Source organism: Marinomonas sp. TI.3.20 (genome assembly GCF_038155025.1).
Taxonomy (GTDB): Bacteria; Pseudomonadota; Gammaproteobacteria; order Pseudomonadales; family Marinomonadaceae; genus Marinomonas; species Marinomonas flavescens.
In genome coordinates this window covers 216,124-240,310 of the sequence record NZ_JBAKAS010000002.1, presented here as the reverse complement: position 1 = coordinate 240,310, position 24,187 = coordinate 216,124, and the positions used below count along the sequence as shown (strand labels likewise).

Sequence of the window (24,187 nt, the reverse complement as noted above, 5' to 3'; positions counted from 1 at the left end):
TGCAGCGGACAAGCCGCTGAATGCGGCGTTAAACGGCTAGGAGAAAGTCAACAATGCCATATGTAATTGAACAGTGGGCTGATATATCTGAAAGCTTTAATGGTTCGGTATTACTAGGAAATGGAGCTTCAATTGGTATTGATAGAAGCTTTTCATATCCTTCGTTACAGCAACACGCAATCGATAATGGCTTGCTAACTCATCATGTTCAGCGCCTTTTTTCTCACTTTGATACTAATGATTTCGAGTTGATTTTGCGTCTTGTTTGGCAAGCAAACAGGGTTAACCTAGCATTAGAGATTACTGACAACGAGACCCAAAATGCATATGAGCATGTTCGTGACTGTTTGATCCAAGCTGTACGTAGTATTCATCCGGAGTATTGCGAAGTTGAAGAGCAATTTACAGATATCGCCTTATTTTTAAGCTCTTTTAAAACAGTACTTTCACTTAACTATGACTTATCTCTGTATTGGGTGATTATGCATGCAAACCGTGACTTCAATGGTCATAGCTTCAAAGACTGTTTCCTTCATGGTGAGTTTGATGAAGATTGGCAGAGATTTCGTCAATCAATAAACCGATGGGACAGACGTAACACATTAATATTTTATCCGCATGGCAGTCTAGTACTCGCTCGAAATGTTGTTGAGCAAGAGGAGAAGTTAGAAGCAGGAGGTGGTGATTTATTGCGTGTAATATTGTGCCAATGGGAGTCTGGAGAATACATACCTTTGTTCGTTAGTGAAGGTACTTCAAGTCAAAAGGTAAAAGCAATTCATAATAGTCACTATTTGAATACAGTTTATCGTGAGGTGTTACCCAAAGTAGGTAATAACCTGACAATCTATGGATGGGGTTTTGGTGAGCACGATATTCATATATTACGTCGTTTGGCTGAGTCTGATGTTACTAGTGTAGCTATATCGGTTTTTGGTGCTGACCAAGGTTATTGCACTCGCGTCCATCAAATGATTCTAGATCACATAGGTAACGATGTTGAAGTAGTCTTTTTTGACTGTATGAGTCCGGGCGCTTGGAACAACGCCGCTTAACAAGTTTGTCAACTAGGACAAATTTTAGCTACGCATTTTGTGTTGCCGCTACGCGTCAGTATCACACAAACTGCTTCACAAAAATTAGCCAGTTACAAAGGCGTTAGCCATCACGGAGAAATCATGACACAGAGAGTCATCGGATATTTTGAGGCAGATGTTCTATCTCTATATAGCTCGAACCCTCATAAATACACCATAGACACTGACTACTTTGAAGGTGAGCTAAAAACCTCCGCAGAATATTTTGAGGAACTTGATACTTCTGGGAAGCGTGATGAGTACATCCGTATTAGATTCGGGTATCACGCAAAGTCTGATGGAGGGCTGTGCTTGGCTGTTTTTATCCCAGACTTGGCTAACGCTGCGCCCTTAGAGCAAAAGAAATGGTCGCCATTTATTGTTAAAGATGATGCTTTAGCAGATTCAGACGAGCGGTTCACCATGTGGTTTGATAGAAATATTCAAGGTAGCTGGGGAGTGAAAAATGGGGCAAGAAAGCGCCTTACATCAGTAATCGAGAAAATCAATGCTTGCTGTAAAGCTCTCACTGGGCACCCTCTATATTCCAAACCCCCCAATAGTTCTGTTACATACCCGAGTTCTCAGAATACTCACGCTTATGAGGATTCACATAAGAATTTATACGGTTTTCTCGTTGATGGTCTGTCTAAAAATTGTTTACTTGCTCTGGCTGAAAAGCGTCAAAAAAATATACTTGAAGCAGCAAATATGAAACCTCCGACTTTGTTACGTCATGTATTCACAGAGTTTGATAAAGAATCCCAGTTGCACAAAGTTTTAAGCCTAATAAGCACTGAGCGTGGCAATAGTAGTCACGGTGTAAGAAATTCTGCAAAATCATGTGATGCCTTCGACCTCTTTAATCGTGATTTAGAGCAGGCTGTCGAGTCATTTGAACTGCTGCTAAAACTTATCGAGCAAGAATTCACTGTTTCTGCGACACATGAACTAAGAAGGCAGGAAATTATGCAGTATTTACCAAAGATTGTTGATGGCGGCATCGAATCCAATTACTCGATTTGCCAAGCTACACAAATGGTCGGTAAAACAGTTGAAAAAGTGTGGTTTGGCTTGCGAGAGGATCACGTACAGATTCACCAAAGTGAAGCATTATTCATTCAATTTACAAATGGTGAAGTACTCGCAATTGATACAGGTTCCAATGTGGTGAATATAGCCGATCAAGCCAAAATAAAGCCAAACGAATTCCATGTTGATCTGAATTTAACTTGGATTCCAGCACCATCAAATGGCTAACAAGTCAAAGCACGTGGACTTGGCAAAGCTGTCATCTTTTTTGTTCCAAAAAAGCCGCCAACTTCACCAAGCCGGTGTTTGAGGCGTTAGCTTTTCAAGGAGTTTTGGTGGCATTTCTGAAAAAAAATCTAATTTGGTTCTTATTTGTTATAAGCCTATTTCTTCTGCTTATTTCCTCAAATGAAGCCTTGCCAAAGATATTTCACGATAACTTTATAGGTAGTCTGTTTTCTCAATTTTCTGTTGGTAACACGATAATTTTCAATCTTAGTATTGGCTATATTGTGAGTTTAATATTTTATGTTCTAGTGGTAGTAATTCCTGAAAAACGTAAAAATAAAGAATTAAAAGAAAAACTTGGACAACCAATATCATTTGTCTTAGAAGCGTTTTGTTATGACAAAAGCATATTGAATGGCATCTTCCATTGGAGTAAGCATGTAATTAATTGTCGTCCAATATCTGAACATCTAGGTGATCTCAATCAATTTAAAAATGATGCAAACTATAAAAAACTTCAAGATGCGAGATCTATAATAATATTGCAAGCAGCGGACGAAATTTTACCTACATTCGAACAGCTAGTTCCGGTTGCATTTCAAGTTTCTCATCATCATGCAATGGTATGGCTAAGTTTAACAAACTCAATTCGTCAACTTGCTCGTTTGTATAATACGGAACATGAATCTCGTGATTGGGGTGTTTTAGATTTAAACCTAAAAGAATTTGTTGAGTATACTGAGCTGTTTTATAGTAAAAAAAGCTAACAAGAAATTAAACAAGGACAAAAAACAGTTGGTTTTTGCTCCTTCGTCGCTTATTTTAACCAACTATTTTTTGCCTGTTAATTAGGCGTTATGTGCTTATGAGGAAAATTGACATGGAAGTGGTAGAGGCCAACCCTGATTTGGCTCCAATATTAGCGAGTTATGCGAAAGAATGCCTAGAATCGGGTATTCCAAAATATTCGGGCGTGGAGCAGGAACCGACAGCTTATTTGTCAGGTTTGGTCGAACGTTCTAAGGCAATTTCCGAGTTACCAAACGGATATTTACCCAGTACAACTTACTACTGTATATCGAACTCCGAAATTTTAGGTGCAATCCGAGTTCGCAAAGGTACTAATGCCAATGTAGAAAATGTCATTGGTCATGTTGGCTACGAAACTAGACCGTCAGCTCGTGGTAAGGGTGTAGCCTCATTTCTGCTTGCTTGGGTGCGAGACCATGTTGTCACTGATTCAGTTATTGTTACTTGCTCAATTGACAATCCAGCGTCTCAAAAGGTCATTGAAAACTGTGGTGGTGAATACCTCGGTAACTACACAGATGACAGTGAGGGTACGGTAAGGCGCTACCGTTTAGCACGCACTTAACAAAGCATTCAAGAGTGATTCGCAACGCTTGGCAGTTTCGCTTCGCTCAAGTATAGCCAAGAGCCCATCCAAGACAGGCATACTTTAAACCCAATAAAAACAACAACCAATCAAGACAGGATTAACAAGTGCAGTTTGTCGGACTGATTTTTCACTGCGCTACGAATCTTCCGAAAATGCGGGCGTTAAATACCAGGAATACATCTCATGATTGAAGCAAAGTGCCATTGTGGAAATATCACTCTTAGGTTTGAGAAACTACTTGAAACTATAACAAGCTGTAATTGTTCAAATTGTCATAGGATTGGTGCTTTGTGGGCATATTACACGGCCGATCAAGTAGAGATTACGCAGCAAGAATATTCAAAAGTCTACTTATGGGGCAATAAACGACGGTCATATCACGTTTGTCCAAATTGTGGCTGCACCACGCATTACACGCAAAAAAGAGATGATGGTACAAATAGAGTTGCTATAAACACTCGTATGGCAGACCCCGAATTATATAAATCAGTGCGAGTTAAGCACTTTGATGGCGCTGAAAGTTTTAAGTTTATTGATTAGCCTTCGCCTCCTAATCAAGACAGGCATACATAAAGCCTGTAAATACAAGCCTTTAGTACTACAGAGCCCACCATGCTAAGGATTTTTTATTGTTACTTGTAGACTGCCTGAAGTTCTCCCATTATTGTGAGCGTTATCTGTGAAACCAAAAATAGAGACTGAACAATGGCAATAAGTGAGTTTGAAATAAAGCGCTGCGAGAATGAGCTTGAGAAGTTTTTGAAGGAAAAGCGACCACCGGCGTATGTGCGGGCAGAAATTGATTTAGGTTACCGTATTGATAATCAAAGTGTCGAAATATTTGAGGTTCGGCCTCACTACCGTGACCCCAACAAGAAAATAGAGTCGTCAGTTGCTAAAGCGACGTATGTGAAGTCTAAAAAAATCTGGAAAGTGTACTGGATGCGCCAAGACTTAAAATGGCACAGTTATTCGGAGGTGCCAGAGGTGAAGCACATTGAGGACTTTCTTAGCCTAGTTGCAGAGGATGCGAATAGCTGCTTTTTTGGGTAAAGCCTCCTAACCAAGACAGGCATACTTAAAGCCCAATAAAAACAAAGAGCCTCCTAACCAAGACAGGCATACTTAAAGCCCAATAAAAACAAAGTGTTAGTTCGTTTCCTCTAATCTTATTTACGATTAATCTTTGTGTTCTCAAGCAGGAGCGGCACCCGAGTGTCTAAAGAGAGGCTTGCTATTCAATATGGCCTTGAAGAAAGTCTTAATCGCTTTAAAATCCTCGGTTTTGTGCTAGGTATTACCGGCGTGGCGATAGTGCTTTGGCCGTCGTTAGTAGGCGCTCACAGTAACTTATTGAGTGGTTTATTGATTTTTCTCGCTACGTTTAGTTATGCGATAAATGCCATTTTGGTAAGGAGATTGCCTTCCTATACTCCTGTCGTAACAGCGGCTGGCGTGATGATCATTTCCAGTATCGCTATCGTGCCATTGTGGCTGTGGCAAGATTTACCATGGCAACAAAGCTATTCTTTAGAAGCCACGTTATCCATGTTGTGGTTAGGTGTTGGCCCAACGGCGTTTGGTACCATTCTCTTGTTTGCCGTTATCGCCACGGCAGGCCCTACGTTTCTTTCTTACATTAATTACGTGATTCCTATTGTGGCGTATTTTACTGGCGTGCTTCTTTTGGGCGAAGTCATTGAATGGCACAGCCTAGCGGCGATGTTATTAATAATTTTGGGGATAGCGCTAACGCGCAAGCGAGTTGCAGGTTGAACAAAGCGCGGCAAGATAGGCATGTTTAATCTTTGTTTTCTTAAGAGGAGGGCTGTTTACAAGCAGAAAGCCCTGAGCAATGAACTGTTCAGTAGAACACAGGACAGGCACATCAAAACCCTTGTGATTACTGGGTATTAACAGTGCCTGTCCTACGTGGGGATTTTTTTAAGGGTTAGTAATCTAACGCCATTTGTGCCATTTTCATGGTATTTTCAAACGAGGCACAACCTGCGATAAACAAGCCGTTATGGCAGAACATGGCATCGTCTAAACCGGTGACGTCTTGCAGTTCTTTATCAGATAAACCTGCCCACGGCGCTGGGAGCTTTTTACGATCTTCAAACGAGCCGAGTTCGACGGGCACGGTTTGTATGCGCCATTGGCCTGTTTGCGACGGGTAGACCATAAACAAAGCGTCTTCTGATGTTTTCAGGACAGTCGTTTTCCATGGCGTGTATTGTTCTAATACGATGACTCTTGGATCAGCGGCTTTTTCTATAGCGTCGGCGACGATGGTTTTTGCGTTTACGCCACCACTTGCCGCCGCAATGAATCGAGTTAATAGGCGAGATGCAAAGGCAACGGCTTCTTCAAAACAGGCATCAAAGTCACCTTCTTCTTGCCAGGTAGGATTAAACATTGAGATGGTTTGACTCAGGCTAATGCCCGTTGCTACGCCTTCTACGTGTCCACAATCTATCGCGTCTATGGTTGATACTAGGTTTTTATCCAATGAGTTGGCGACTTCTTGATTGCCAGCGCATATTTCTAGACCGTACTTTTGCCAAATCAATCCAAATGATGAAAACGGGATGCCGTTTTCTCGTGCGCCTGCGCCGCCTTTTTGGTGATGATCAAAACGGCCTTTTTCAGCGTCGTATATTCCGCCTACGTCTAACACAATGTCAGCTTTGGCCATTACGTCTAAGTCACGTGTGCGTATTAATTCTACCGATGGAAAAATGTGTTTAAGTGCCGCTACCGCAAATACGTCGTCTGCGTGAAAGTTGCCATTGTGCGTTGCGATTACTTGAGTTTGTTTAGTCATTCTATGGTCTCTTTTATTGATGTCATTTCACTTAACAGCACACACGTACTAAAAATCGGGATTTTACGGGGTTTTAATGATAGGTGACACCGTTCATTTTAAGTGTGTCTCACAGTATCCAAGACAGGCATGTACAAAAGCCAGTAACCATAGGCCTTTCAGCCCTTTTCGGCTTATTCCCCAGTCTTCTTCTATACTTAATTTTTGTTTTCTCAAGGAAGAGGAGCTGGATTATGCCAATGCCCAGAAGTCAGCAAGTATGCGTGAACGATACCCCTTATTACCACTGCGTTGCCCGATGTGTATTCGTAAAGCGTGACTATCCAAGCTGGCATGCTAAACCTTTGTCATTGCAAGGTTTTATAGGTCGTTGAGGTTTTTAGGTAGAGGGATAGAGGCCCATTTCTTATCTGCTCTGTTATTCGAATTGATTCTTTATTATTTTCTTATTTATTCTTCAAAGGTAAAGAAAGTGCAATATATAACAATATATTGCATTCATGTGACCATAAATTTAGTCAATACTGTCGATGTGTTTACAGTGAAACACCCTATACCATTAAGGAAAGTAATAATGAATAAAATAATAAAAACTATGTTCACAGTTACGGTAGCTGGTTTATTGTCTTCCACCGCTATGGCAGAAAGTAAAATCGGGATGATGCAACATAACCAGAGCGATTCATTTCAGCAGGCCATGCTTAAAGGGGCTGAAGAAATGTCAGATAGGTTGGGCTATAAATTTATAGATGCATCATCTAATGACGATCCGGTTAAAGAGTTAGAAATCATTCGAAACTTTGCTAAACGAGGCGTCGATTTACTTGTATTGGGTTCGACAACGCAAGCAGCAGGTTCTGCTGGTGTTGAGCTGGCTCATTCATTAGGTATGAAAGTTATCACAATAGATTCGATTCAGGCTGACTCTAAAGCAGAAGGGCAAGTCGGAGGAGATGATGTTGCGGCAGGTTATTATGCGGCCAAGAATTTAGCTGAGAGTATCGGCGGTAAAGGTAAGGTAGCCATAAACAAATTCCCTGATCCTATTCCACCATCTGAAGATCGGGTTAAAGGGTTTTATAAAGCGTTTAGCGAATATCCAGGGATAAAAGTTATTGCTGAAGCAGGACCTGGCTACGACACAATAAAAGCGATGAACTGGACCTCTGCAATAATACAAGCTAATCCAGATGTTAAAGGTTTTATTTCTATAGAAGACACTAGTGGTCTAGGTATTGTTAGAGGTATTGAGAATGCTAAAATGGAAGGTAAAATTCATTCTGCAACCGTAGTTGAAAGTGCTAGCATTTATAAAGAGTTACAAAAAGGTGATGTTTTAACTGGCGTTTTTGCTATGCATTCCTATAACTATGGTGCCCTCGCTGTCACCCTATTAGATAGATTAAATCATAATCGTCCTGTTCCCTTCATTGTCAAAACCACAGGTGTGCTGGTTACAAAAAGCAATGTTAGTAAAAATTTAGAATATTTAAATTTCGACTAACTCTTCTTCAGCTGTGCAGCTATGGGCTGTACAGCTGGTTTTTGCTAAGAAGGAAATACGATGAACCAATCAGCATTGCGAATAAACAACATTGTTAAAAGCTTCGATGGAATTAAAGCATTAAAAGGACTTACTCTTAATTTTAATAAAGGGGAAATTATTGGTTTAGTCGGCTCAAATGGAGCAGGAAAATCAACTCTTTTAAATGTTATATGGGGGGCTTACGCTCCCGACTCTGGAGAGTTATATATTGATGGGGAACGTGTAGAAAAAATAACACCAACTAAAGCTCAAGAATTGGGAATTAGTATTATATTTCAACATCGAAGACTTATGCCTTATATGACTGTGGCAGAAAATATTTTTATTGATAATATGCCAAAAAAAAGAGGATTAATTGATTACAAAAAAATGCGGTCTGAAGCGAAAGAGCTATTGAATGTCCTTAATTTAGATATAGATTGCGATTGTAATGTAGAAAAGTTAACTGCAGAAGAAAAACAACTAGTAGAGATTGTAAAAGCATATTCTAAAAATCCAAAAGTTTTACTCATGGATGAACCAACGACAGCGTTGAGGCAAGGTGATGTAGAGCGACTTTTTGATCTTATGAATACACTAAAATCACAAGGAAGTAGCGTAGTATTTATTTCACATCGATTGAAAGAGGTAATGGAAATTTGCGACAGAGTATCAATCATTCGAGATGGAGTAAATGTTAGTGAAGGTGATAAATTAGATTATACCCCCGATAGAATTGTTGAAGAAATGAGCGGGATTACCGCGACTGATTTTGAGCATCAACGAGATGTAACAGATTCTTCTTTGAGTCAAGCGAGTCAGGAAATATTGCTTTCAGTCAGTTCGTTGTCAGTAGCGAATTGTAAAAACATAGAGTTTGAATTACATAAAGGTGAAATTCTCGGTTTTGCGGGATTAGGCGGTTCTGGTGTAGAAGATATTTTTGAAGCTCTTTATGGGTTAAAAAAACATGCAAAAGTGGATATGAAAATCGATAATGTTGGAGTGAAAATTAATTCTCCAATTGATGCAATATCTCATGGTTTAGGCTTTGTATCAGAAGATCGCCAACTTAATGGAGAATTTTTAGAGCTAAGTGTTAAAGATAATATTTGTATTCCATTCGGCCAGAAAAAACGATTATATTCTATTATTAACCGTAGGGAAGAAACGCTTGCCTCAAGAGGATTTATAGAAAAACTAAACATAAAGACGGAGTCAGAAGAGAAGTTAATAAAAAACCTAAGTGGAGGGAATCAACAAAAAGCTATCATTGCCAAATGGCTTCAATTGCAGTCGAAAATCATATTGATGTGTGAGCCAACTGCTGGAATTGATGTTGCTGCAAAGAGTGATGTGAATAAGCTCATTCAACAGATTGCACTAGAAGGTAAGGGAATACTCTATACCTCCTCTTATATTACCGAGCTAATGCATGTGTCAGATCGAATTGTTGTCATTTATCAAGGGCGAATCTTTAAGGTGTTCTCGAGAAAAGAATACGATCACAACAAAATCTATCTTGCTATGAATGGCATCGATGAACAACTAGGAGCTCAGAATGAAAACTAGTGGAAACCCTCTAACTCAAAAAAATAAAAATATAGAAAAAAACTTGGTTCAAAAAGGGCTCGAACTTATCTCTTCCAGCTATTTAGTTAAACTGTCGATTGCCTGTTTGGTACTTGTCGCATTATTGTCTTTTGCCAGTCCTTACTTTTTCACCTTAACAAATTTTAAGGATATTTTGTTGGGTACGGCTGTTATTGGGATTATTTCGTTTGGAATGACAATGGTCCTTATCAGTGATGGTATTGACTTATCAGTGGGTTCAGTAGTGGCCTACAGTAGCGTTATTCTCTGTGTTAGTCTCAATGCCGGCTTAGGATTACCTGTTGCATTGTTTCTAACTCTTGTGGGATCTATTGCAGTTGGGTTGTTCAATGGTTTTTTTGTATCAGTTCTGAATATCAATCCGTTTATTATTACGCTAGGTAGTATGAGTTTAGTCAGAGGGATTGCATATATTATTATCGGCGGACAGCCAAAACCTTTTGATTCAGATATTATTCGATTTGTTGGCTCTGGTTCTTTCTTGGGCATTCCAATTCCGATTTATGTTTTACTGTTGGTTCTTGTTGTACTTTCTTACATAATGAAATATACACAGTTCGGACGTAACGTATATGCGATAGGTAATAATCAAGAAACCGCAAGGCTGTCTGGTATTAATGTTGTTAAAACTCGCACCCTTGTTTACTGCATTATGGGGTTGTTGGCTGGTATAGGTGGAATTTTGCTTGCTGCGCAAACTTATGCAGGGATACCAGCAGCAGGTATTGGTTATGAGTTGGATGCTTTGACAGCGGTTATTTTAGGAGGAACATGCCTAAAAGGAGGGCAGGGAAGACTGGCTGGTACACTTTTAGGTACGCTGATTGTAGCATTAGTACTAAATGGGCAAAATATGCTTGGAGTGCCTTATTTTTATCAATTGGTTAGTAAAGGAATCATCATTATTTTTGCGATGACAGTGGCTATGAAACGAAATTAAGAGATAGCTTCATTTATCACGAATAGCTCATAAAAATCAATTTTCTAAAGAGGTTATAGTAAAATTCCAGTTATTTTTAACTGGAGTTTTACTAATAAAAATATGGCTAATAATTGGCTAAAAGATAATTCATTGCTATTAGATTAAGATAATTATTATTTTGTGTACTTAAGCTCTATAGCTGTTTTAAGTATAGGGTTAACTTATTTCATTGTTCTTACCATTCCTAAATTCGACAGGAGTTACACCTGTTGTTTGCTTAAAAACTCTACTAAAATATTGGACATTTTCATAGCCTACCAGATTTGCAATCTGGTACATTTTTTTATTTGTTGTTTTAATTAAATTTTGAGCCGCTTGGATTTTTTGTTCTCGCACATAATCCATAAAACACTGTTGCGTTTTTTTACGAAATAGACGGCTGAAATAGCTAGGAGATAAGTCTAAGTGCCCACTGACTGCCTTTAGTGTAATCACCTGAGAAATATGTTTTATGACATACCGTTTTGCTTTTAAAATTATATAGTTTTTTTCGTAACGGCTTTGAAATACATCGCTGAAAATGTTCTTAAGCTGAATGATCCAACCTATATAGTCATCAATAGTTTCAATTGGCTCCCCTTCAGACCAGGTGGCTTGTATATTTCTCCACTCAGGTGAATCCTCAATACAGCACTGTTTAACAAAGTCATATATTATGTAATGTAGAGTATGACTTCCTCCTTTTAGCGCTAAAGGAGATAGTGCTTGGTTACTTTTGAGGTAATTAATAAGTGCATCTAAATCTTTGATAATATTCTTGCTGTCATTTTCTTTTATATGCTCAGCTATATTTGATAGATAATTGTCTAATTGAGAGGTATAGGCATCTAAATCTAATGTTTGAAGTTCTTCAAATTTACGAAACTGCAATTTTTCAGCTAGTGTGACTGCTTGAGATGCTTCTAAGAAGGATTGCCTTAAAGAGTCAACTCCAACATGTTTTTTCGATATACCAGCAGAGATTTCTATATTGAAAGATTGTTTGGCTGTTAATATGATGGACTTGTAAAAACGAGCTAATTGCGATTCGATCGTAACTTCTGATAATTGATCATTGAATGAGCAGACACAAATAAAGTCGGGTTCATCACCTTCTATGATAGTCATCCCTGAAGTAGACTGTGTTTCATTTTCTAGATATTGTTTCCAAACTTTAACAGCCCTAGTAGATAGCTTAGAAAATTCGAATACACGAAATACGATAGTGATGAGACAGTGGGAATGAATGCAAAGGTCAAAGTCGTTAAATAACTCTGTTAACTGTTTTTGCATATATATTTTTCCATCTAAGACACCTTTAAGCATTACTTTTCCGAGTTCAAGCCTGTTTTTATGGAGTAATGCTAAACGATCTTCTTCTATTTTGTCCTCTATTAGTAATTTATCTACTTTAATCGATATATTATCTAAAATAGATAATAGTTCATCAGCTTCAATATCTAGTTTAAGTAAATAATCTTCTGCTCCAGCTTGAAGCGCTCCTTTCACAAGTGAGAAATCATCATATGAGCTAAGCATAATAAACTTACTTTTTAAATTCTCTTGCCTTGCTAATTTAATTAGTTCTATTCCATTTATTAACGGCATTTGGATATCGCTAATAATAATATCAGGCTGGTGTATTAAGGCCAGAGCCAGTGCTTCTTGTCCATTTTCAGCCTCACCTACGATCTCGTAACCATGAGCATTCCAGTCGACAATGGAGCGTAACCCTAGTCGAGCGAGAAATTCATCATCTACTAACAAGATTTTTTTCATTTCTCCTCCATTACCGGCAATTCTACTTTTACTAAAGTATATTGGTTTGGGATACTTTCTATAATGATGCCAGATACACCAGAGTTATAGGCTTTTAATCTTTCGTTAAGTGTATCTAGTCCGATACTATTGAAGTGGTTTTTTTCTCCTTTTAGCGATTTTTCGTTCGTATCGAAACCTACACCATTATCAAAGACACTCAACCAAACAGACTGATTAATTCTCTTGGCTTCTACAATTATTTCACCAAATTTATTACTGGGTAGAACTCCATGAAAGATGGCATTTTCAACCAATGGTTGCAGTATAAATTTTAAACACGGATACTTTTTTACATCATTATCAATATTATATACAACGTCGAACTTATTGTTATAAGCAATAAGTTCGATAGCAACGTAGTCTTTTAAAACTTCAACCTCTTCGGCTATGGTGATTATTGCGTTCATTTTATATGTGCTATTTCTTAGTAATCTCGCAAGTGCCTCAATTACCGCTTTAATATTATCTGCTTTTTGAATGATAGCCATCCAACGAATGGAATTAAGCGTATTGTATAGAAAGTGAGGGTTGATCTGAGCTTGTAGTGCTCTATATTCGGCATCTTTTTCTCTTTCTTTTTGAGCTACTTCTGATTTGATGAGATGATCAATTTTACGAACCATGAAGTTAAAATCTCGAGTTAGCTCAGCCAATTCATCTTTACCACTATAGGACGCTTGCGCTGTAAAATCTCCATTTCGGACTTTTCTTGTTGTCTTTTGCAGTTCTTTAATTGGATTTAAAAGTTTAGTTACTGCTGATAGCCAGAAAAAAGAAGTCATGACTATGAAACCAATGAAGCCCCAAGAAAAATAATTAAACAGCTTGTAGCTTTTATCATTTACTTTCTTTAAGTCGAGAACCCCAATAGTTGTTAAATTGTATTTCGGTAAGCTCTTTATATATATGTTTGTATTTTTGTCTTTAAGTTTTTCTGAAATATTTGTCGGTTCATGGTTTGTTATTGTTGTGATTTTTTCCAAAATTTCTTTTGGGATTTTTTCACCGGAAAGTGTATTTAAGCTTGAGTCTAATACATAGATATGTCCATTCTCTCTGTTTTTATAACTATTTAAAACGGTTTCAAATAATTTTAAATCTAAGTTTATATACAGCATTCCAATATCATGGTGATAACTCCTATCTTTTATTACTCTAAAGATTGAAATGGTGTTTGGGATGCTATCTTTACTAGAGCCTCTGTAAATATTAGACCATATAAATTTATTTGAATTTTTAATCGCTTCGTCATATAAATGGTTGTTTAAAACCCATTTATCATTTATTGAGTCACTAAATACATGGTCTCCGAATGACATTTTTAATCCATTAAAACCATATATTTTAATGGCATTCACATTGCTGAATTGAGATGATATTCTATAGTTTTTAAGTTTCAATTCTAATTTTTTTTGAGCGCTCGAGCTTTCTAATGGATTTCTTATATAGCTTGTGATTGCTTTTTTAAGATCAAGGTCTAAATAAACGTAGTATGCGTTCATTTTTGTTTCAAACAACTCGTGAGATAGTTGAGCTTGAAAATTGTCTAGATAATATTCATAGTCCTTTGATGCATTCTCTTGAACTATGTCTAGGATATGTTTTTTTGCTATTACCCCTGCTAAAAATGTAGGTATAAATACCAATAATAAAAATAAAATTATAGCTTTTCCTGTTAAGCTGTTTTTCAATTTCAATGTTTTTTTTATCAAAATAAACTCCAATCACATCATGCTTTATTTTTATTGTAATGGTGGATTTTGTTTTATCGATCTTATGCTTTTTTATATTACTAGAAGTAAAGTATGAGTCTGAAATTACGTTTATGGAAACAAGTAGATGCAAAATGGCTAAACTCTAAGTGTCAAATATGACTACTTTATGAGTGGAACTTGTCCGAGCAATACCTATAGCTTCTACATTAAAATCATACTTTTCATAACATCATATGTTATAGCATGTGTTTTCATTATGGTGCAATGTCTAACTTTGTATTCAACTCTAAGCTAGAAAGCAGGGGGCTTGCGATGATTTGTTTATTCAAAGCACCTTGAAAGCTGAGTGTTGAATAGTGATGCAGTAATATGACGTACTTAGTCGTATTTTGCTTGTTTATGATGTGCGACTCGGGTCGTCGTAGATTGTGAGGTTCTTAGGCATGTTGGTCTGTAAGTCGTTGATCCGGCAGTCATGAGATGGGTGGATATATAAGGGTTCTACTGCAGTGCTGCCGACCTTGTTACGCCAAAGTTGCATGCTGCTCTTGGGCCAAATCCTACTTTCGCCATGCATTCTAAACCGAGTAAACTCGCTTCGGATAGGAGTATCCAAGACAGGCATGTATAAAAGCCAGAAACCATAGGCCTTTCAGCCCTTTTCGGCTTATTCCCCAGTCTTCTTCTATACTTAATCTATGTTTTCTCAAGGAAGAGGAGCGGGATTATGCCTATGCCCAGAAGTCAGCAAGTATGCGTGAACGATACCCCTTATTACCACTGCGTTGCCCGATGTGTTCGTCGGGCCTTTTTATGTGGTGAAGACCCATTCACAGGAACAAGTTATGAGCATCGGCGACGTTGGGTAGAGAGTCGTTTGCTGTTTCTCGCCAGTGTCTTTTCAATCGATATTTGTGCCTACGCGGTGATGACCAACCACCTTCATGTGGTGCTGCATATCGATTCAGAAAAAGTGAAGCATTGGTCTGTGTTTGAAGTGTTAGAGCGTTGGCATAGGATTCATAAAGGCACAGCGTTTACTCAGCAATATCTGGCCGGTGGTTCGCTTCCAGCCTATGTGATTGCTTTAGCAGAAGCCGCCGCTGAAACTTACCGAGAACGCTTAACAGACTTAAGCTGGTTTATGAAAGAACTTAACGAGCCGATTGCACGGCGAGCTAATTTAGAGGATGAATGTACCGGTCATTTTTGGGAAGGGCGTTTTAAATCCCAGGCTTTGCTCGATGAAGCGGCGCTTATGGCTTGCATGGCCTACGTCGATTTAAATCCCGTAAGATCAGGCATCAGCGATACCCCAGAAAGCTCTGATTTCACCAGTATTAAGAAACGAGTAGCCGCCGCTATAGGAAAGTATCAAGCTAAAGCGCTTTATCCATTTGTCGGGAATCCACAAAAAGACATGCCAAATGGTTTGCCTTTTAAACTTGTGGATTACTTAGAACTCATCGATATGACAGGGCGAATAGTGAGAGCAAACAAGACAGGTGCAATTGATGCCTCGTTACTTCCTATTCTACAGAGACTGAATATCTCATCCGACAATTGGCTGTGTATTGCCACTGAATTTGAAGTCAGAACGGGGAGTGTAGTCGGGCAAGAGTTGTCTATTGATCAATACTGCGAATCACACCAGCGAAAGTGCAATAGAAAGAGTGTTCAGCTACTCGCCTGAATGAAAGCAAACGATTAAATCACGGCTTATCAGCTTGTTGTTGAGGCGCTCCCACGGGCAAAAATAACCTAATAACCACAGTATTCAACGATAATGAGCTATCTAGCTCAGTTTCTTCCTCCTATCGACTATATCTTGTTTTCTGCATTCATTGGCAACGACTAGGTTGGGAGCCAATTTTTAGGAATTAACAAGACAGGCATACTCAAATCCTTGCTATTGCTGGGTTTTAAAGGTGCCTGTCTTATTTAAATAACGAGAATGAGTTATCTAGCTCAGTTTCTTCCTCCTATCGACTATATCTTGTTTTCTGCATTCATTGGCAACGACTAGGTTGGTGCGAATTAACAAGACAGGCATACTCAAATCCTTGCTATTGCTGGGTTTTAAAGGTGCCTGTCTTATTTAAATAATAAATAAAGCAATTAAAGCATTACGCTGAACAATGTGTTTAGTAGCATTTTGCTTGTTTATGGCGTGCGACTAGGGTGTCGTAGACGGCGAGGTTTTTAGGCATGTTGGTCTGTAAGTCGTTGATCCGGGTGTCATGGGATGGGTGGGTAGATAAGAGTTCTGGTGTGGCGCTGCTGCCGGCGGCGGCCATGTTGCGCCAGAGTTGTACGCTTGCTCTTGGGTCAAATCCTGCTTTCGCCATGTATTCTAAACCGAGTAAATCTGCTTCGGATTCATGGGTTCGGCTAAAGGGTAAGATGATGCCTACTTGTACGCCTATGCCAAGCGCTTGGAAAATCGCGGTTTTCTCTACCGACTCTTTGCCACTTAATTGATAGCCTAATGCTAAGGCTTGGCTGGTGGCCATTTGCGTTGAGGCTCTTTCGTTACCGTGACGAGCAATTACATGGGCGATTTCGTGGCCGACAACGGCGGCGAGTTGAGATTGATTTTTCGCCACGCTCAGTAGGCCAGTGTAAACGCCGATTTTATAACCCGGTAGGGCAAAGGCGTTGACTTGTTTGTCGTCAAACAGCACTACTTCCCATTTTTGGTTGCGGTAATCATCTGGTAATACGGCGATTAGCGCGTTCGCGACACATTGTACTTGCTGGCGCAATTGCGTATCACTTGAGATAGGCGTTTCTTTCTTCATGGCGGTGAAGGATTCCGTGCCCATTTGATCCAGTTGGCTGTCTGGTAATGCCACAAATTGGGTGCGACCTGTAGGAGAGGCGCTGCAACCTGCCAAAAGGATCATTGCGGCGGCTAAGGCCACTTTTTGTGAATGCGCTATTAATTTCATGTCTGAACTGCCTTAAAAGTAACCTGTGTAGGGTCGAATATTTTTTCATTCTAGCAGCAAATAATTCGCGCTAGCAGTGGGATATTTGTTAACGCGGCTCTCAGTATGAATCGTCTAGCAGCATGCTTTGAGAACGTGCGAAAAGTGTCAGTAAAAGAATTTGCGCCAGATAACCTATTTTTATGTCCCATCTGGTGAAGGTAGCGCGTTTTTATCGTCGCGCGAGTCGAGTATACTTATTCCCCCTCCATCAACATGTTACGAAGCATTTTTATGACAGAATCCAGTTTTAGCTTAGATTTGGCCGCTGAATTAAAGGCCATTGTAGGAAGTCAATATACCTTAACGGATGAAGACAAGAAGCAGCCTTATTGTCAGGGCTTTCGCCTTGGTGGTGGTAAGGCGTATGCGGTGGTGCGACCGGGCAGTTTGGTGGAGATTTGGAAAGTATTAAAAGCCTGTGTGAAGGCGGATGTGATTGTCATCATGCAAGCCGCGAACACGGGTTTGACTGGCGGATCGACGCCGAATGGTGCTGAGTACGATCGCCCGATTGTGATCATCAGTACCATGCGTATTGATGATATTCAGCTTATCGACCAAGGTAAACAGATCGTGGGTTTGGCTGGCAGTACCTTGTTTGGTCTAGAAGAAAGGCTAAAACCGTACGGTCGTGAGCCACATTCTGTGATTGGTTCATCGTGTATTGGTGCGTCGATTGTCGGTGGTATTTGTAATAACTCAGGTGGTGCGTTAGTGCAGCGTGGCCCTGCGTACACAGAAATGTCCTTGTTTGCCCAAGTGACAAGCGATGGCGAGTTGGAGTTGGTGAATAACCTTGGCATTGATCTAGGCGATACACCAGAGCAGGTGCTAGCGAACCTTGGTAATCAAAGTTACCAAGAAAAAGACGTTCATTTTCCAGACAAACGCGGATCCGATAACGAATACCAGCAGCGTATTCGTGATGTCGACGCCGACACGCCATCCCGTTTTAATGCGGATGCTCGCCGTTTGTTTGAAGCATCAGGCTGCGCCGGTAAATTGGCGGTGTTCGCGGTGCGTATTGATACCTTCCCTATACCTGAAAAGCATCAGGTGTTTTATGTTGGTACTAACGATCCTGCGGTTATGGAGCAGATGCGCCGTGATATGTTGTCGACGTTTACCAATTTGCCGGTATCTGGTGAATACATGCACCGCAGTAGTTATGACATCAGTAAAAAATACGGTAAAGACAGCTTCTTGGTGATTGATAAATTAGGCACCAAATACATTCCTAAGATGTTTGCCATAAAACGTGCGGTCGATCGTTGGGCTGGCAAATTTAAGTTTATGCCGAACAAGTTTTCAGATCGTATGATGCAGTACATCAGCCAGTTGTTCCCGAATCATTTGCCAAAACGCATGGAAGAATACCGCGATAAATACGAGCACCATTGGATTGTCGAAACTAGCAACGATGGCGTGGCAGAAACCAAAGCCTACTTGGACAACTTCTTCAAAGACAATGAAGGGGATTTTCTAGAGTGTACGGATCGCGAAGCGGATCAAGCGATTTTACATCGTTATGTGACCGGCGGCGCATTGGGTCGTTACCATGTGATGAATGGCAAAGATTTGGGCTCGATCATGACCATTGACGTGGCATTCCCGCGTAATGAACAAGATTGGTTTGAAACCTTGCCAGCCGAGATCGACGAAAAAGTGGCGGTAAAAATGTACTACGGCCATTTCTTTTGCCATGTCATGCATCAAAACTACATCATGAAAAAAGGTGTGGATGCGAAGGCGGTCAAAAAGCAAATTCTATCCAGCTATGACGCTCGTGGCGCTGAGTACCCAGCGGAGCACAATGTTGGACACGAATACATTGCGAAGCCTGCGTTGCGTGAGTTTTATCAAAAAACAGATCCGACCAACAGCTTCAACTCCGGCATTGGCGGCACCAGTAAACTAAAAAACTGGCAATCACTAGATGATAAGCATCAGGGTTGTGGCTGCAAATAAGCACGGCCTTGAGTTAAAAGTGCTTTGATCTAAAAGTGCTTTGATCTAAAAGAACCTTGATTTAGCAGTGCAATGACAAGAAGTCGAGATGGAAACATCTCGGCTTCTTTTTTTTCAACAACCAATAGGGTGAAAAGTGATTAAGACTGGGAGTGTTAGTTGATTCTCAGTATGGCACTTTTGCAGTGAAACATTGTCTATCTCGTTTATGATACGTTTTCTTTATGAGTGCGTTTTCCTTTATGATAGTCCGCCTGTGTTTTTGTTTTTACCTTGGAACCCAAAAATTATGAACAGTACACCAACACACAAGCCACGTCCGATGGTTGATCTTATGGTGAGTGTTATCTTGCCTTCTTTTATTTTGATGAAAATGAGCGGTGAAGACAAACTCGGCGTCAGTGGTGGCTTGGTGGCTGCGCTTGCGTTTCCATTGGGTTGGGGGCTGTTTGAGCTGATTAAGTACAGGAAATTTAACTTTATTGCCTTACTAGGGTTGGTCAGTGTGTTGCTCACCGGCAGCATTGGTTTGTTTGAGCTAGACAACAAGTGGTTGGCGATCAAAGAAGCCGCGGTCCCTGCGTTAATTGGTATCAGCGTGTGGGTGTCTACTTTTACGCGCTATCCTCTGGTGCGAACTTTGTTTTTTAATGCCTCTGTTATGAACGTTGAGACCATTAAGCAAAAGCTGGAGGAAAACCACAGCACGGTTGAGTTTGAGAAAAGGCTGATGATAGCGACGTATTTGATTGTGGCGTCCTTCGCTTTTTCTGCCACGATGAATTACATCTTGGCAAAATGGATTGTTATTAGCCCATCGGGCACCGAAGCCTTCAATGAAGAGCTAGGGCAAATGACGCTCTACAGTTATCCGATGATTGCGATTCCGTCGATGATCATGATGATGGGCATTTTCTATTACCTATGGCGCAGCATTAATAAAGCGACGGGGTTAAAGCTCGAAGAGTTGTTGGTAAAAAAATAGCACTTTATTAGCATTACACAGCCTGCCAGACAATTAATGGTCATGTTTATCATCCTAGGTAAACATGGCCATTTTTTCTTTATTCATTCCCATAAAATCATTCTTACCGACCAGAACGTCCTTTCCTAATCATTTTCTCGCATTAATGAAGTCGTTCTTTTGCCGTGCTGTTTTGGCTAAGTCGCTTTTGGTGTTCCTCTAGTCGTTTCCAGCTACCTCTCTAATGAATCGAAAAATTACACTGAGTTCATTGATGATTTTCAACTTTTACAGCCTCATTTTGATCGGGAAGGAAAAACAATGAACGCAGCAGAGCTACATGATAAAGCCATTGTTATTGACGGTTTGATTTGCGCGAAGTGGAATCGCGAACTCTTTGAAGACATGGCCAAAGGCAAATTAACCGCCGCAAATTGCACAGTGTCTTTCTGGGAAAATTTTGAAGGCACGGTACGCAATGTGGTGGAAATGAATCAGCTGATTGAAACCAACAGTGATTTGCTGACTAAGGTCTATACCACCAAAGACATTCATCGAGCGAAAGTCGAGGGCAAAACCGGCGTCATGATGGGTTTTCAAAATGCCCATGCGTTTGAGGACCAAATCGGTTATGTACAGATCTTTAAAGACCTTGGTGTTGGCATTGTGCAGATGTGCTACAACACGCAAAATTTGGTAGGCACGGGTTGCTATGAGCGCGATGGTGGTTTGTCTGGTTTCGGTCGTGAGATTGTGGCCGAAATGAATCGCGTCGGCATGCTGTGTGATTTATCTCATGTGGGACCCAATACCGCCAAAGAAGTTATTCTCGAATCCAAACAACCCGTCGCTTATTCCCATTGCTTGCCGTCAGGGCTAAAAGAGCACCCTCGCAATCGCAGCGACGAAGAGCTTAAGTTTATCGCTGATCATGGCGGTTTTGTGGGTGTGACCATGTTCACTCCATTCTTGCGCGCCGGCGTCAATGCCACCATCGAAGATTACGTAGAAGCCATTCGCTACATCTACAACATAGTGGGTGAAGACGCCATTGGCATTGGTACCGACTTTACCCAAGGCCACGGTGAAGATTTCTTCGAATATCTGACTCATGACAAAGGCTATGCCCGCCGACTAACCCGCTTTGGGGAGATCATTAATCCGAAAGGCATTCGTACCGTGGGTGAGTTTCCTAATTTAACGGAAGCCTTGCTGAAAGGCGGGTTCAGCGAACGCCAAGTGTGCAAGATCATGGGTGAAAACTGGGTTTCATTACTGGAAAACGTGTGGGGCGAATAAGACGGTTTTGTTGTGTTATCGCAACATGCTGGCTCATTTAGCTTCAATCTCTAGAAAACAAAAGACGATAGACAATAACGATTTAAGGGAAAATTATGGGAACGCACGTACCAGAAATGCCAATCCAAGTAGACGATGAAACCGGTGTTTGGAATACCGATGCTTTGCCAATGTTGTATGTACCTCGCCACTTTTTCGTGAATAACCACATGGGCATTGAAAACGAAATTGGGGCAGAGCGATACGCCGAAATTCTTTATAAAGCAGGTTATAAATCCGCGTATTTTTGGTGTGAAAAAGAAGCTGAGTTGCATGGTTTTACTGGCGATGAGGTGTGGCACCATTATTTAAAACGTCTCTCTCAGCGCGGCTGGGGATTTTTCATTACCGAAGCGCTGGATGTCGCAAAAGGCACGGCTAAGGTTCGTCTGGAAAACTCGGCGTTTGTTTACCATTACCTGCAAGAGCACGGCAGTAAGGTTAATCGTAAAGTGGATTACATGTTTACCGGTTGGTTTGCCGGTGCCTTGGATCAGGTCGCCAAAAGCCAAGGCCTGTCTATTCGTACCAAAGCTGAGCAAACGCAAAGTGCTGCACAAGAAGGTTTTGATGTCGGTTATTTCTCTGTTTCACCGATTTAATTTTTTATTTGCTGTCCGTTATTTTAAAGAAGGCGGGGTTCTACTATGTCCCAATATGATGCGTTGTTCGAGCCATTAAATATCAACAAGTTAACAGTGCGTAACCGCATTGTCAGTACGGCTCACGCGGAGGTATATGCCACTGATGGGGGCATGACAACAGACCGTTATGTGAAGTATTACGAAGAAAAGGCCAAAGGTGGTTGTGGTCTGTGTATTTGTGGTGGCTCCAGTGTGGTGTCGATCGATAGCCCACAAAGCTGGTGGAGTTCTGTCAATCTATCGGTTGATCGTATTATCCCTCATTTCCAGAATCTAGCCGACGCCGTGCATAAGCATGGCGGAAAAATCATGATTCAAATTAGTCACATGGGGCGCCGCTCTCGTTGGGATGGTGAAAACTGGCCCAACCTTATGTCGCCTTCTGGTATTCGTGAGCCGGTCCATCGTGCGACCTGTAAAACCATTGAAGTAGAAGAAATCTGGCGTATTGTTGGTGATTTTGCGCAAGCAGCGCGGCGTGCGAAAGAAGGCGGTTTGGATGGCGTTGAGTTATCCGCCGTGCATCAGCATATGATCGATCAGTTCTGGTCGCCTCGGGTTAATAAACGCACCGATGAGTGGGGCGGTACCTTTGAAGGTCGGATGAAATTCGGCATGGAAGTGGTGAAAGCGGTACGCAAAGAAGTCGGTCCTGACTTTGTTGTGGGTATGCGTATTTCAGGGGATGAATTTCACCCTGATGGCTTGAACCATGAAGACATGAAGCAAATTGCTAAATACTTTAACGACACTGGCATGATCGATTTCTTTGGTGTGGTGGGGTCCGGTTGTGACACGCACAATACCTTGGCAAACGTGATTCCGAATATGACTTATCCGCCTGAGCCTTTCTTGCACCTTGCGGCTGGGATTAAGACTGTGGTGGATGTGCCTGTGATTCATGCGCAAAACATCAAGGATCCAAATCAAGCGAAACGTATTATTGAAGGGGGCTATGTGGATTTTGTCGGTATGACAAGAGCGCACATTGCTGACCCGCATTTTATCGCCAAGATCAAAATGGATCAGGTCGATCAAATTCGCCAGTGTGTCGGCGCGAACTATTGTATTGACCGCCAATACCAAGGCTTGGATGTATTGTGCATTCAAAATGCGGCAACTTCCCGTGAGTACATGGGCTTGCCTCATGTGATAGAAAAAACCAGTGGAGTGATTCGCAATGTGGTGGTGATTGGGGGTGGTCCTGGTGGTATGGAATCCGCTCGAGTGGCGGCAGAACGCGGTCACAAGGTTACCTTGATTGAAGCCGCCGCAGAGCTGGGTGGGCAAATTACCCTTGCTGCGAAAGCGCCACAACGGGATCAAATCGCCGGTATTAGTCGTTGGCTGATCATGGAGCTAGAACGCTTAGGCGTGGATATCCGACTCAACACCGCAGCGGATGAAGCCTTGGTGAACAGCTTGGCGCCCGATGTGTGTATTTTGGCCACGGGTGGTCGTCCTTTTCTTGAGCAAAACCCAGAGTGGGGCGCAGAAGAAGGTTTGGTTGTGTCCACTTGGGAGATTTTGAGTGGCAAGGTTGAACCGGGTAAAAACGTGCTGATCTACGACACTATTTGTGAGTTCTCTGGCATGTCAGCGGCGGATTTCTTAGCGGCAAAAGGCGCCTTGGTGGAGTTGGTTACGGATGATATCAAGCCAGGTGTTGGCATCGGCGGTACTACGTTCCCGACTTACTATCGTTCGCTGTATGAAAAAGAAGTCATCATGTCTTCGGATCTGATTCTCGAAAAAGTCTATCGTGAAGGCAGCAACTTGGTGGCGGTATTAGAAAACGAATACACCGGCCAACAAGAAGAACGCGTCGTGGACCAAGTGGTGGTTGAAAATGGCACCCGACCTAATGAAGATTTGTATTACGCGTTAAAAGCCGCGTCTTGCAATAAAGGTCAAATCGACGTTGAGGCTTTGTACGATATCAAGCCACAACCTGTGCTTGAGCAACAAGGCAAAGACACAGGCGATGGCATGATCTTATGGCGTTTGGGCGATTGTGTGTCACAGCGAAATACCCATGCGGCGCTGTACGATGCTTTGCGTTTGTGCAAAGACCTTTAACGA

The 24,187-nt window shown here is 41.1% G+C and carries 21 protein-coding genes; 17 read left to right on the top strand and 4 right to left on the bottom strand.

Annotation, left to right across the window (positions count from 1 at the left end; genetic code table 11):
* The first annotated feature begins 53 nt into the window (after positions 1-53).
* The 7 genes from V6259_RS03640 to V6259_RS03615 all read left to right on the top strand — a co-directional run bounded on the left by V6259_RS03640 (position 54) and on the right by V6259_RS03615 (position 5,511).
* Positions 54-1,055, top strand: a complete 1,002-nt coding sequence (locus tag V6259_RS03640) for a DUF4917 family protein (RefSeq protein ID WP_341583350.1) — start codon at positions 54-56, stop codon at positions 1,053-1,055.
* A gap of 123 nt (positions 1,056-1,178) precedes the next feature.
* Positions 1,179-2,336, top strand: coding sequence for a hypothetical protein (locus V6259_RS03635; protein ID WP_341583349.1), 1,158 nt, complete (start codon positions 1,179-1,181; stop codon positions 2,334-2,336).
* Between the two features lie 107 nt (positions 2,337-2,443).
* Positions 2,444-3,103, top strand: a complete 660-nt coding sequence (locus V6259_RS03630; RefSeq protein WP_341583348.1) for a hypothetical protein — start codon at positions 2,444-2,446, stop codon at positions 3,101-3,103.
* 113 nt (positions 3,104-3,216) lie between these two features.
* Positions 3,217-3,711 (top strand): GNAT family N-acetyltransferase, encoded by a 495-nt coding sequence (locus tag V6259_RS03625; RefSeq protein WP_341583347.1) that lies wholly within the window; start codon positions 3,217-3,219, stop codon positions 3,709-3,711.
* Between the two features lie 207 nt (positions 3,712-3,918).
* Positions 3,919-4,275 (top strand): GFA family protein, encoded by a 357-nt coding sequence (locus V6259_RS20030; protein ID WP_445928497.1) that lies wholly within the window; start codon positions 3,919-3,921, stop codon positions 4,273-4,275.
* A 165-nt stretch (positions 4,276-4,440) separates the two neighbouring features.
* Positions 4,441-4,788 carry a DUF3024 domain-containing protein gene (locus tag V6259_RS03620; protein ID WP_341583346.1) on the top strand — a complete coding sequence of 116 codons (348 nt, stop codon included), beginning with the start codon at positions 4,441-4,443 and terminating at the stop codon, positions 4,786-4,788.
* A gap of 162 nt (positions 4,789-4,950) precedes the next feature.
* Positions 4,951-5,511, top strand: a complete 561-nt coding sequence (locus tag V6259_RS03615) for a DMT family transporter (RefSeq protein WP_341583345.1) — start codon at positions 4,951-4,953, stop codon at positions 5,509-5,511.
* Between the two features lie 175 nt (positions 5,512-5,686).
* Here the strand turns inward: V6259_RS03615 and V6259_RS03610 are convergent, their stop codons facing one another.
* Positions 5,687-6,562 (bottom strand): MYG1 family protein, encoded by an 876-nt coding sequence (locus tag V6259_RS03610; RefSeq protein WP_341583344.1) that lies wholly within the window; start codon positions 6,560-6,562, stop codon positions 5,687-5,689.
* A 233-nt stretch (positions 6,563-6,795) separates the two neighbouring features.
* Here V6259_RS03610 and V6259_RS03605 point away from each other — a divergent pair, with 233 nt between their 5' ends.
* The 4 genes from V6259_RS03605 to V6259_RS03590 all read left to right on the top strand — a co-directional run bounded on the left by V6259_RS03605 (position 6,796) and on the right by V6259_RS03590 (position 10,641).
* Entirely contained in the window at positions 6,796-6,936 is a 141-nt protein-coding gene (locus V6259_RS03605) for a hypothetical protein (protein WP_341583343.1), read from the top strand.
* Positions 6,937-7,136: 200 nt separating this feature from the next.
* Positions 7,137-8,066 (top strand): sugar ABC transporter substrate-binding protein, encoded by a 930-nt coding sequence (locus V6259_RS03600; RefSeq protein ID WP_341583342.1) that lies wholly within the window; start codon positions 7,137-7,139, stop codon positions 8,064-8,066.
* Between the two features lie 60 nt (positions 8,067-8,126).
* Positions 8,127-9,659 (top strand): sugar ABC transporter ATP-binding protein, encoded by a 1,533-nt coding sequence (locus V6259_RS03595; protein ID WP_341583341.1) that lies wholly within the window; start codon positions 8,127-8,129, stop codon positions 9,657-9,659.
* Positions 9,649-10,641 (top strand): ABC transporter permease, encoded by a 993-nt coding sequence (locus V6259_RS03590; RefSeq protein WP_341583340.1) that lies wholly within the window; start codon positions 9,649-9,651, stop codon positions 10,639-10,641. The genes V6259_RS03595 and V6259_RS03590 overlap by 11 nt, the downstream gene beginning before the upstream one ends.
* 198 nt (positions 10,642-10,839) lie before the next feature.
* On the opposite strand, the gene V6259_RS03585 is transcribed toward V6259_RS03590, so the two are convergent.
* Positions 10,840-12,441, bottom strand: coding sequence for a response regulator (locus tag V6259_RS03585; protein WP_341583339.1), 1,602 nt, complete (start codon positions 12,439-12,441; stop codon positions 10,840-10,842).
* Positions 12,438-14,195, bottom strand: coding sequence for a sensor histidine kinase (locus V6259_RS03580; RefSeq protein WP_341583338.1), 1,758 nt, complete (start codon positions 14,193-14,195; stop codon positions 12,438-12,440). The genes V6259_RS03585 and V6259_RS03580 overlap by 4 nt, the downstream gene beginning before the upstream one ends.
* Before the next feature lie 730 nt (positions 14,196-14,925).
* Between V6259_RS03580 and V6259_RS03575 the strand changes: the two genes are divergently transcribed.
* Positions 14,926-15,891: a transposase gene (locus tag V6259_RS03575; RefSeq protein WP_341583336.1), complete on the top strand. Its 966-nt coding sequence runs from the start codon at positions 14,926-14,928 to the stop codon at positions 15,889-15,891.
* Positions 15,892-16,342: 451 nt separating this feature from the next.
* Here the strand turns inward: V6259_RS03575 and V6259_RS03570 are convergent, their stop codons facing one another.
* On the bottom strand, positions 16,343-17,149 hold the full coding sequence (locus V6259_RS03570) for a M48 family metallopeptidase (protein WP_341583335.1): 807 nt from the start codon (positions 17,147-17,149) through the stop codon (positions 16,343-16,345).
* Between the two features lie 273 nt (positions 17,150-17,422).
* On the opposite strand from V6259_RS03570, the gene dld reads away from it, so the two are divergent.
* The 5 genes from dld (at position 17,423) to dgcA (ending at position 24,184) form a co-directional block, all read left to right on the top strand.
* Positions 17,423-19,159 (top strand): D-lactate dehydrogenase, encoded by a 1,737-nt coding sequence (dld, locus tag V6259_RS03565; protein ID WP_341583334.1) that lies wholly within the window; start codon positions 17,423-17,425, stop codon positions 19,157-19,159.
* A 289-nt stretch (positions 19,160-19,448) separates the two neighbouring features.
* Positions 19,449-20,144, top strand: a complete 696-nt coding sequence (locus tag V6259_RS03560) for a VC0807 family protein (RefSeq protein ID WP_133011055.1) — start codon at positions 19,449-19,451, stop codon at positions 20,142-20,144.
* Between the two features lie 300 nt (positions 20,145-20,444).
* On the top strand, positions 20,445-21,422 hold the full coding sequence (locus V6259_RS03555; RefSeq protein WP_341583333.1) for a dipeptidase: 978 nt from the start codon (positions 20,445-20,447) through the stop codon (positions 21,420-21,422).
* Positions 21,423-21,517: 95 nt separating this feature from the next.
* Positions 21,518-22,063, top strand: coding sequence for a DUF5943 domain-containing protein (locus V6259_RS03550; RefSeq protein WP_133011057.1), 546 nt, complete (start codon positions 21,518-21,520; stop codon positions 22,061-22,063).
* A 45-nt stretch (positions 22,064-22,108) separates the two neighbouring features.
* The gene (gene dgcA, locus V6259_RS03545) at positions 22,109-24,184 is read left to right on the top strand and encodes a dimethylglycine demethylation protein DgcA (RefSeq protein ID WP_341583332.1); all 2,076 of its coding nucleotides are present in this window, start codon (positions 22,109-22,111) and stop codon (positions 24,182-24,184) included.
* Positions 24,185-24,187: the final 3 nt, after the last annotated feature.

Excerpts from the sequence above, each read along its gene's own strand:
- V6259_RS03585 (WP_341583339.1), bottom strand. The coding sequence starts at position 12,441 with ATGAAAAAAATCTTGTTAGTAGATGATGAATTTCTCGCTCGACTAGGG.
- V6259_RS03635 (WP_341583349.1), top strand. The coding sequence starts at position 1,179 with ATGACACAGAGAGTCATCGGATATTTTGAGGCAGATGTTCTATCTCTA.
- V6259_RS03625 (WP_341583347.1), top strand. The coding sequence starts at position 3,217 with ATGGAAGTGGTAGAGGCCAACCCTGATTTGGCTCCAATATTAGCGAGT.
- V6259_RS03550 (WP_133011057.1), top strand. The coding sequence starts at position 21,518 with ATGGGAACGCACGTACCAGAAATGCCAATCCAAGTAGACGATGAAACC.
- V6259_RS03560 (WP_133011055.1), top strand. The coding sequence starts at position 19,449 with ATGAACAGTACACCAACACACAAGCCACGTCCGATGGTTGATCTTATG.
- V6259_RS03570 (WP_341583335.1), bottom strand. The coding sequence starts at position 17,149 with ATGAAATTAATAGCGCATTCACAAAAAGTGGCCTTAGCCGCCGCAATG.
- V6259_RS03640 (WP_341583350.1), top strand. The coding sequence starts at position 54 with ATGCCATATGTAATTGAACAGTGGGCTGATATATCTGAAAGCTTTAAT.
- V6259_RS03610 (WP_341583344.1), bottom strand. The coding sequence starts at position 6,562 with ATGACTAAACAAACTCAAGTAATCGCAACGCACAATGGCAACTTTCAC.
- V6259_RS03575 (WP_341583336.1), top strand. The coding sequence starts at position 14,926 with ATGCCTATGCCCAGAAGTCAGCAAGTATGCGTGAACGATACCCCTTAT.
- dgcA (WP_341583332.1), top strand. The coding sequence starts at position 22,109 with ATGTCCCAATATGATGCGTTGTTCGAGCCATTAAATATCAACAAGTTA.
- V6259_RS03620 (WP_341583346.1), top strand. The coding sequence starts at position 4,441 with ATGGCAATAAGTGAGTTTGAAATAAAGCGCTGCGAGAATGAGCTTGAG.
- V6259_RS03590 (WP_341583340.1), top strand. The coding sequence starts at position 9,649 with ATGAAAACTAGTGGAAACCCTCTAACTCAAAAAAATAAAAATATAGAA.
- dld (WP_341583334.1), top strand. The coding sequence starts at position 17,423 with ATGACAGAATCCAGTTTTAGCTTAGATTTGGCCGCTGAATTAAAGGCC.
- V6259_RS03555 (WP_341583333.1), top strand. The coding sequence starts at position 20,445 with ATGAACGCAGCAGAGCTACATGATAAAGCCATTGTTATTGACGGTTTG.
- V6259_RS20030 (WP_445928497.1), top strand. The coding sequence starts at position 3,919 with ATGATTGAAGCAAAGTGCCATTGTGGAAATATCACTCTTAGGTTTGAG.
- V6259_RS03595 (WP_341583341.1), top strand. The coding sequence starts at position 8,127 with ATGAACCAATCAGCATTGCGAATAAACAACATTGTTAAAAGCTTCGAT.
- V6259_RS03605 (WP_341583343.1), top strand. The coding sequence starts at position 6,796 with ATGCCAATGCCCAGAAGTCAGCAAGTATGCGTGAACGATACCCCTTAT.
- V6259_RS03600 (WP_341583342.1), top strand. The coding sequence starts at position 7,137 with ATGAATAAAATAATAAAAACTATGTTCACAGTTACGGTAGCTGGTTTA.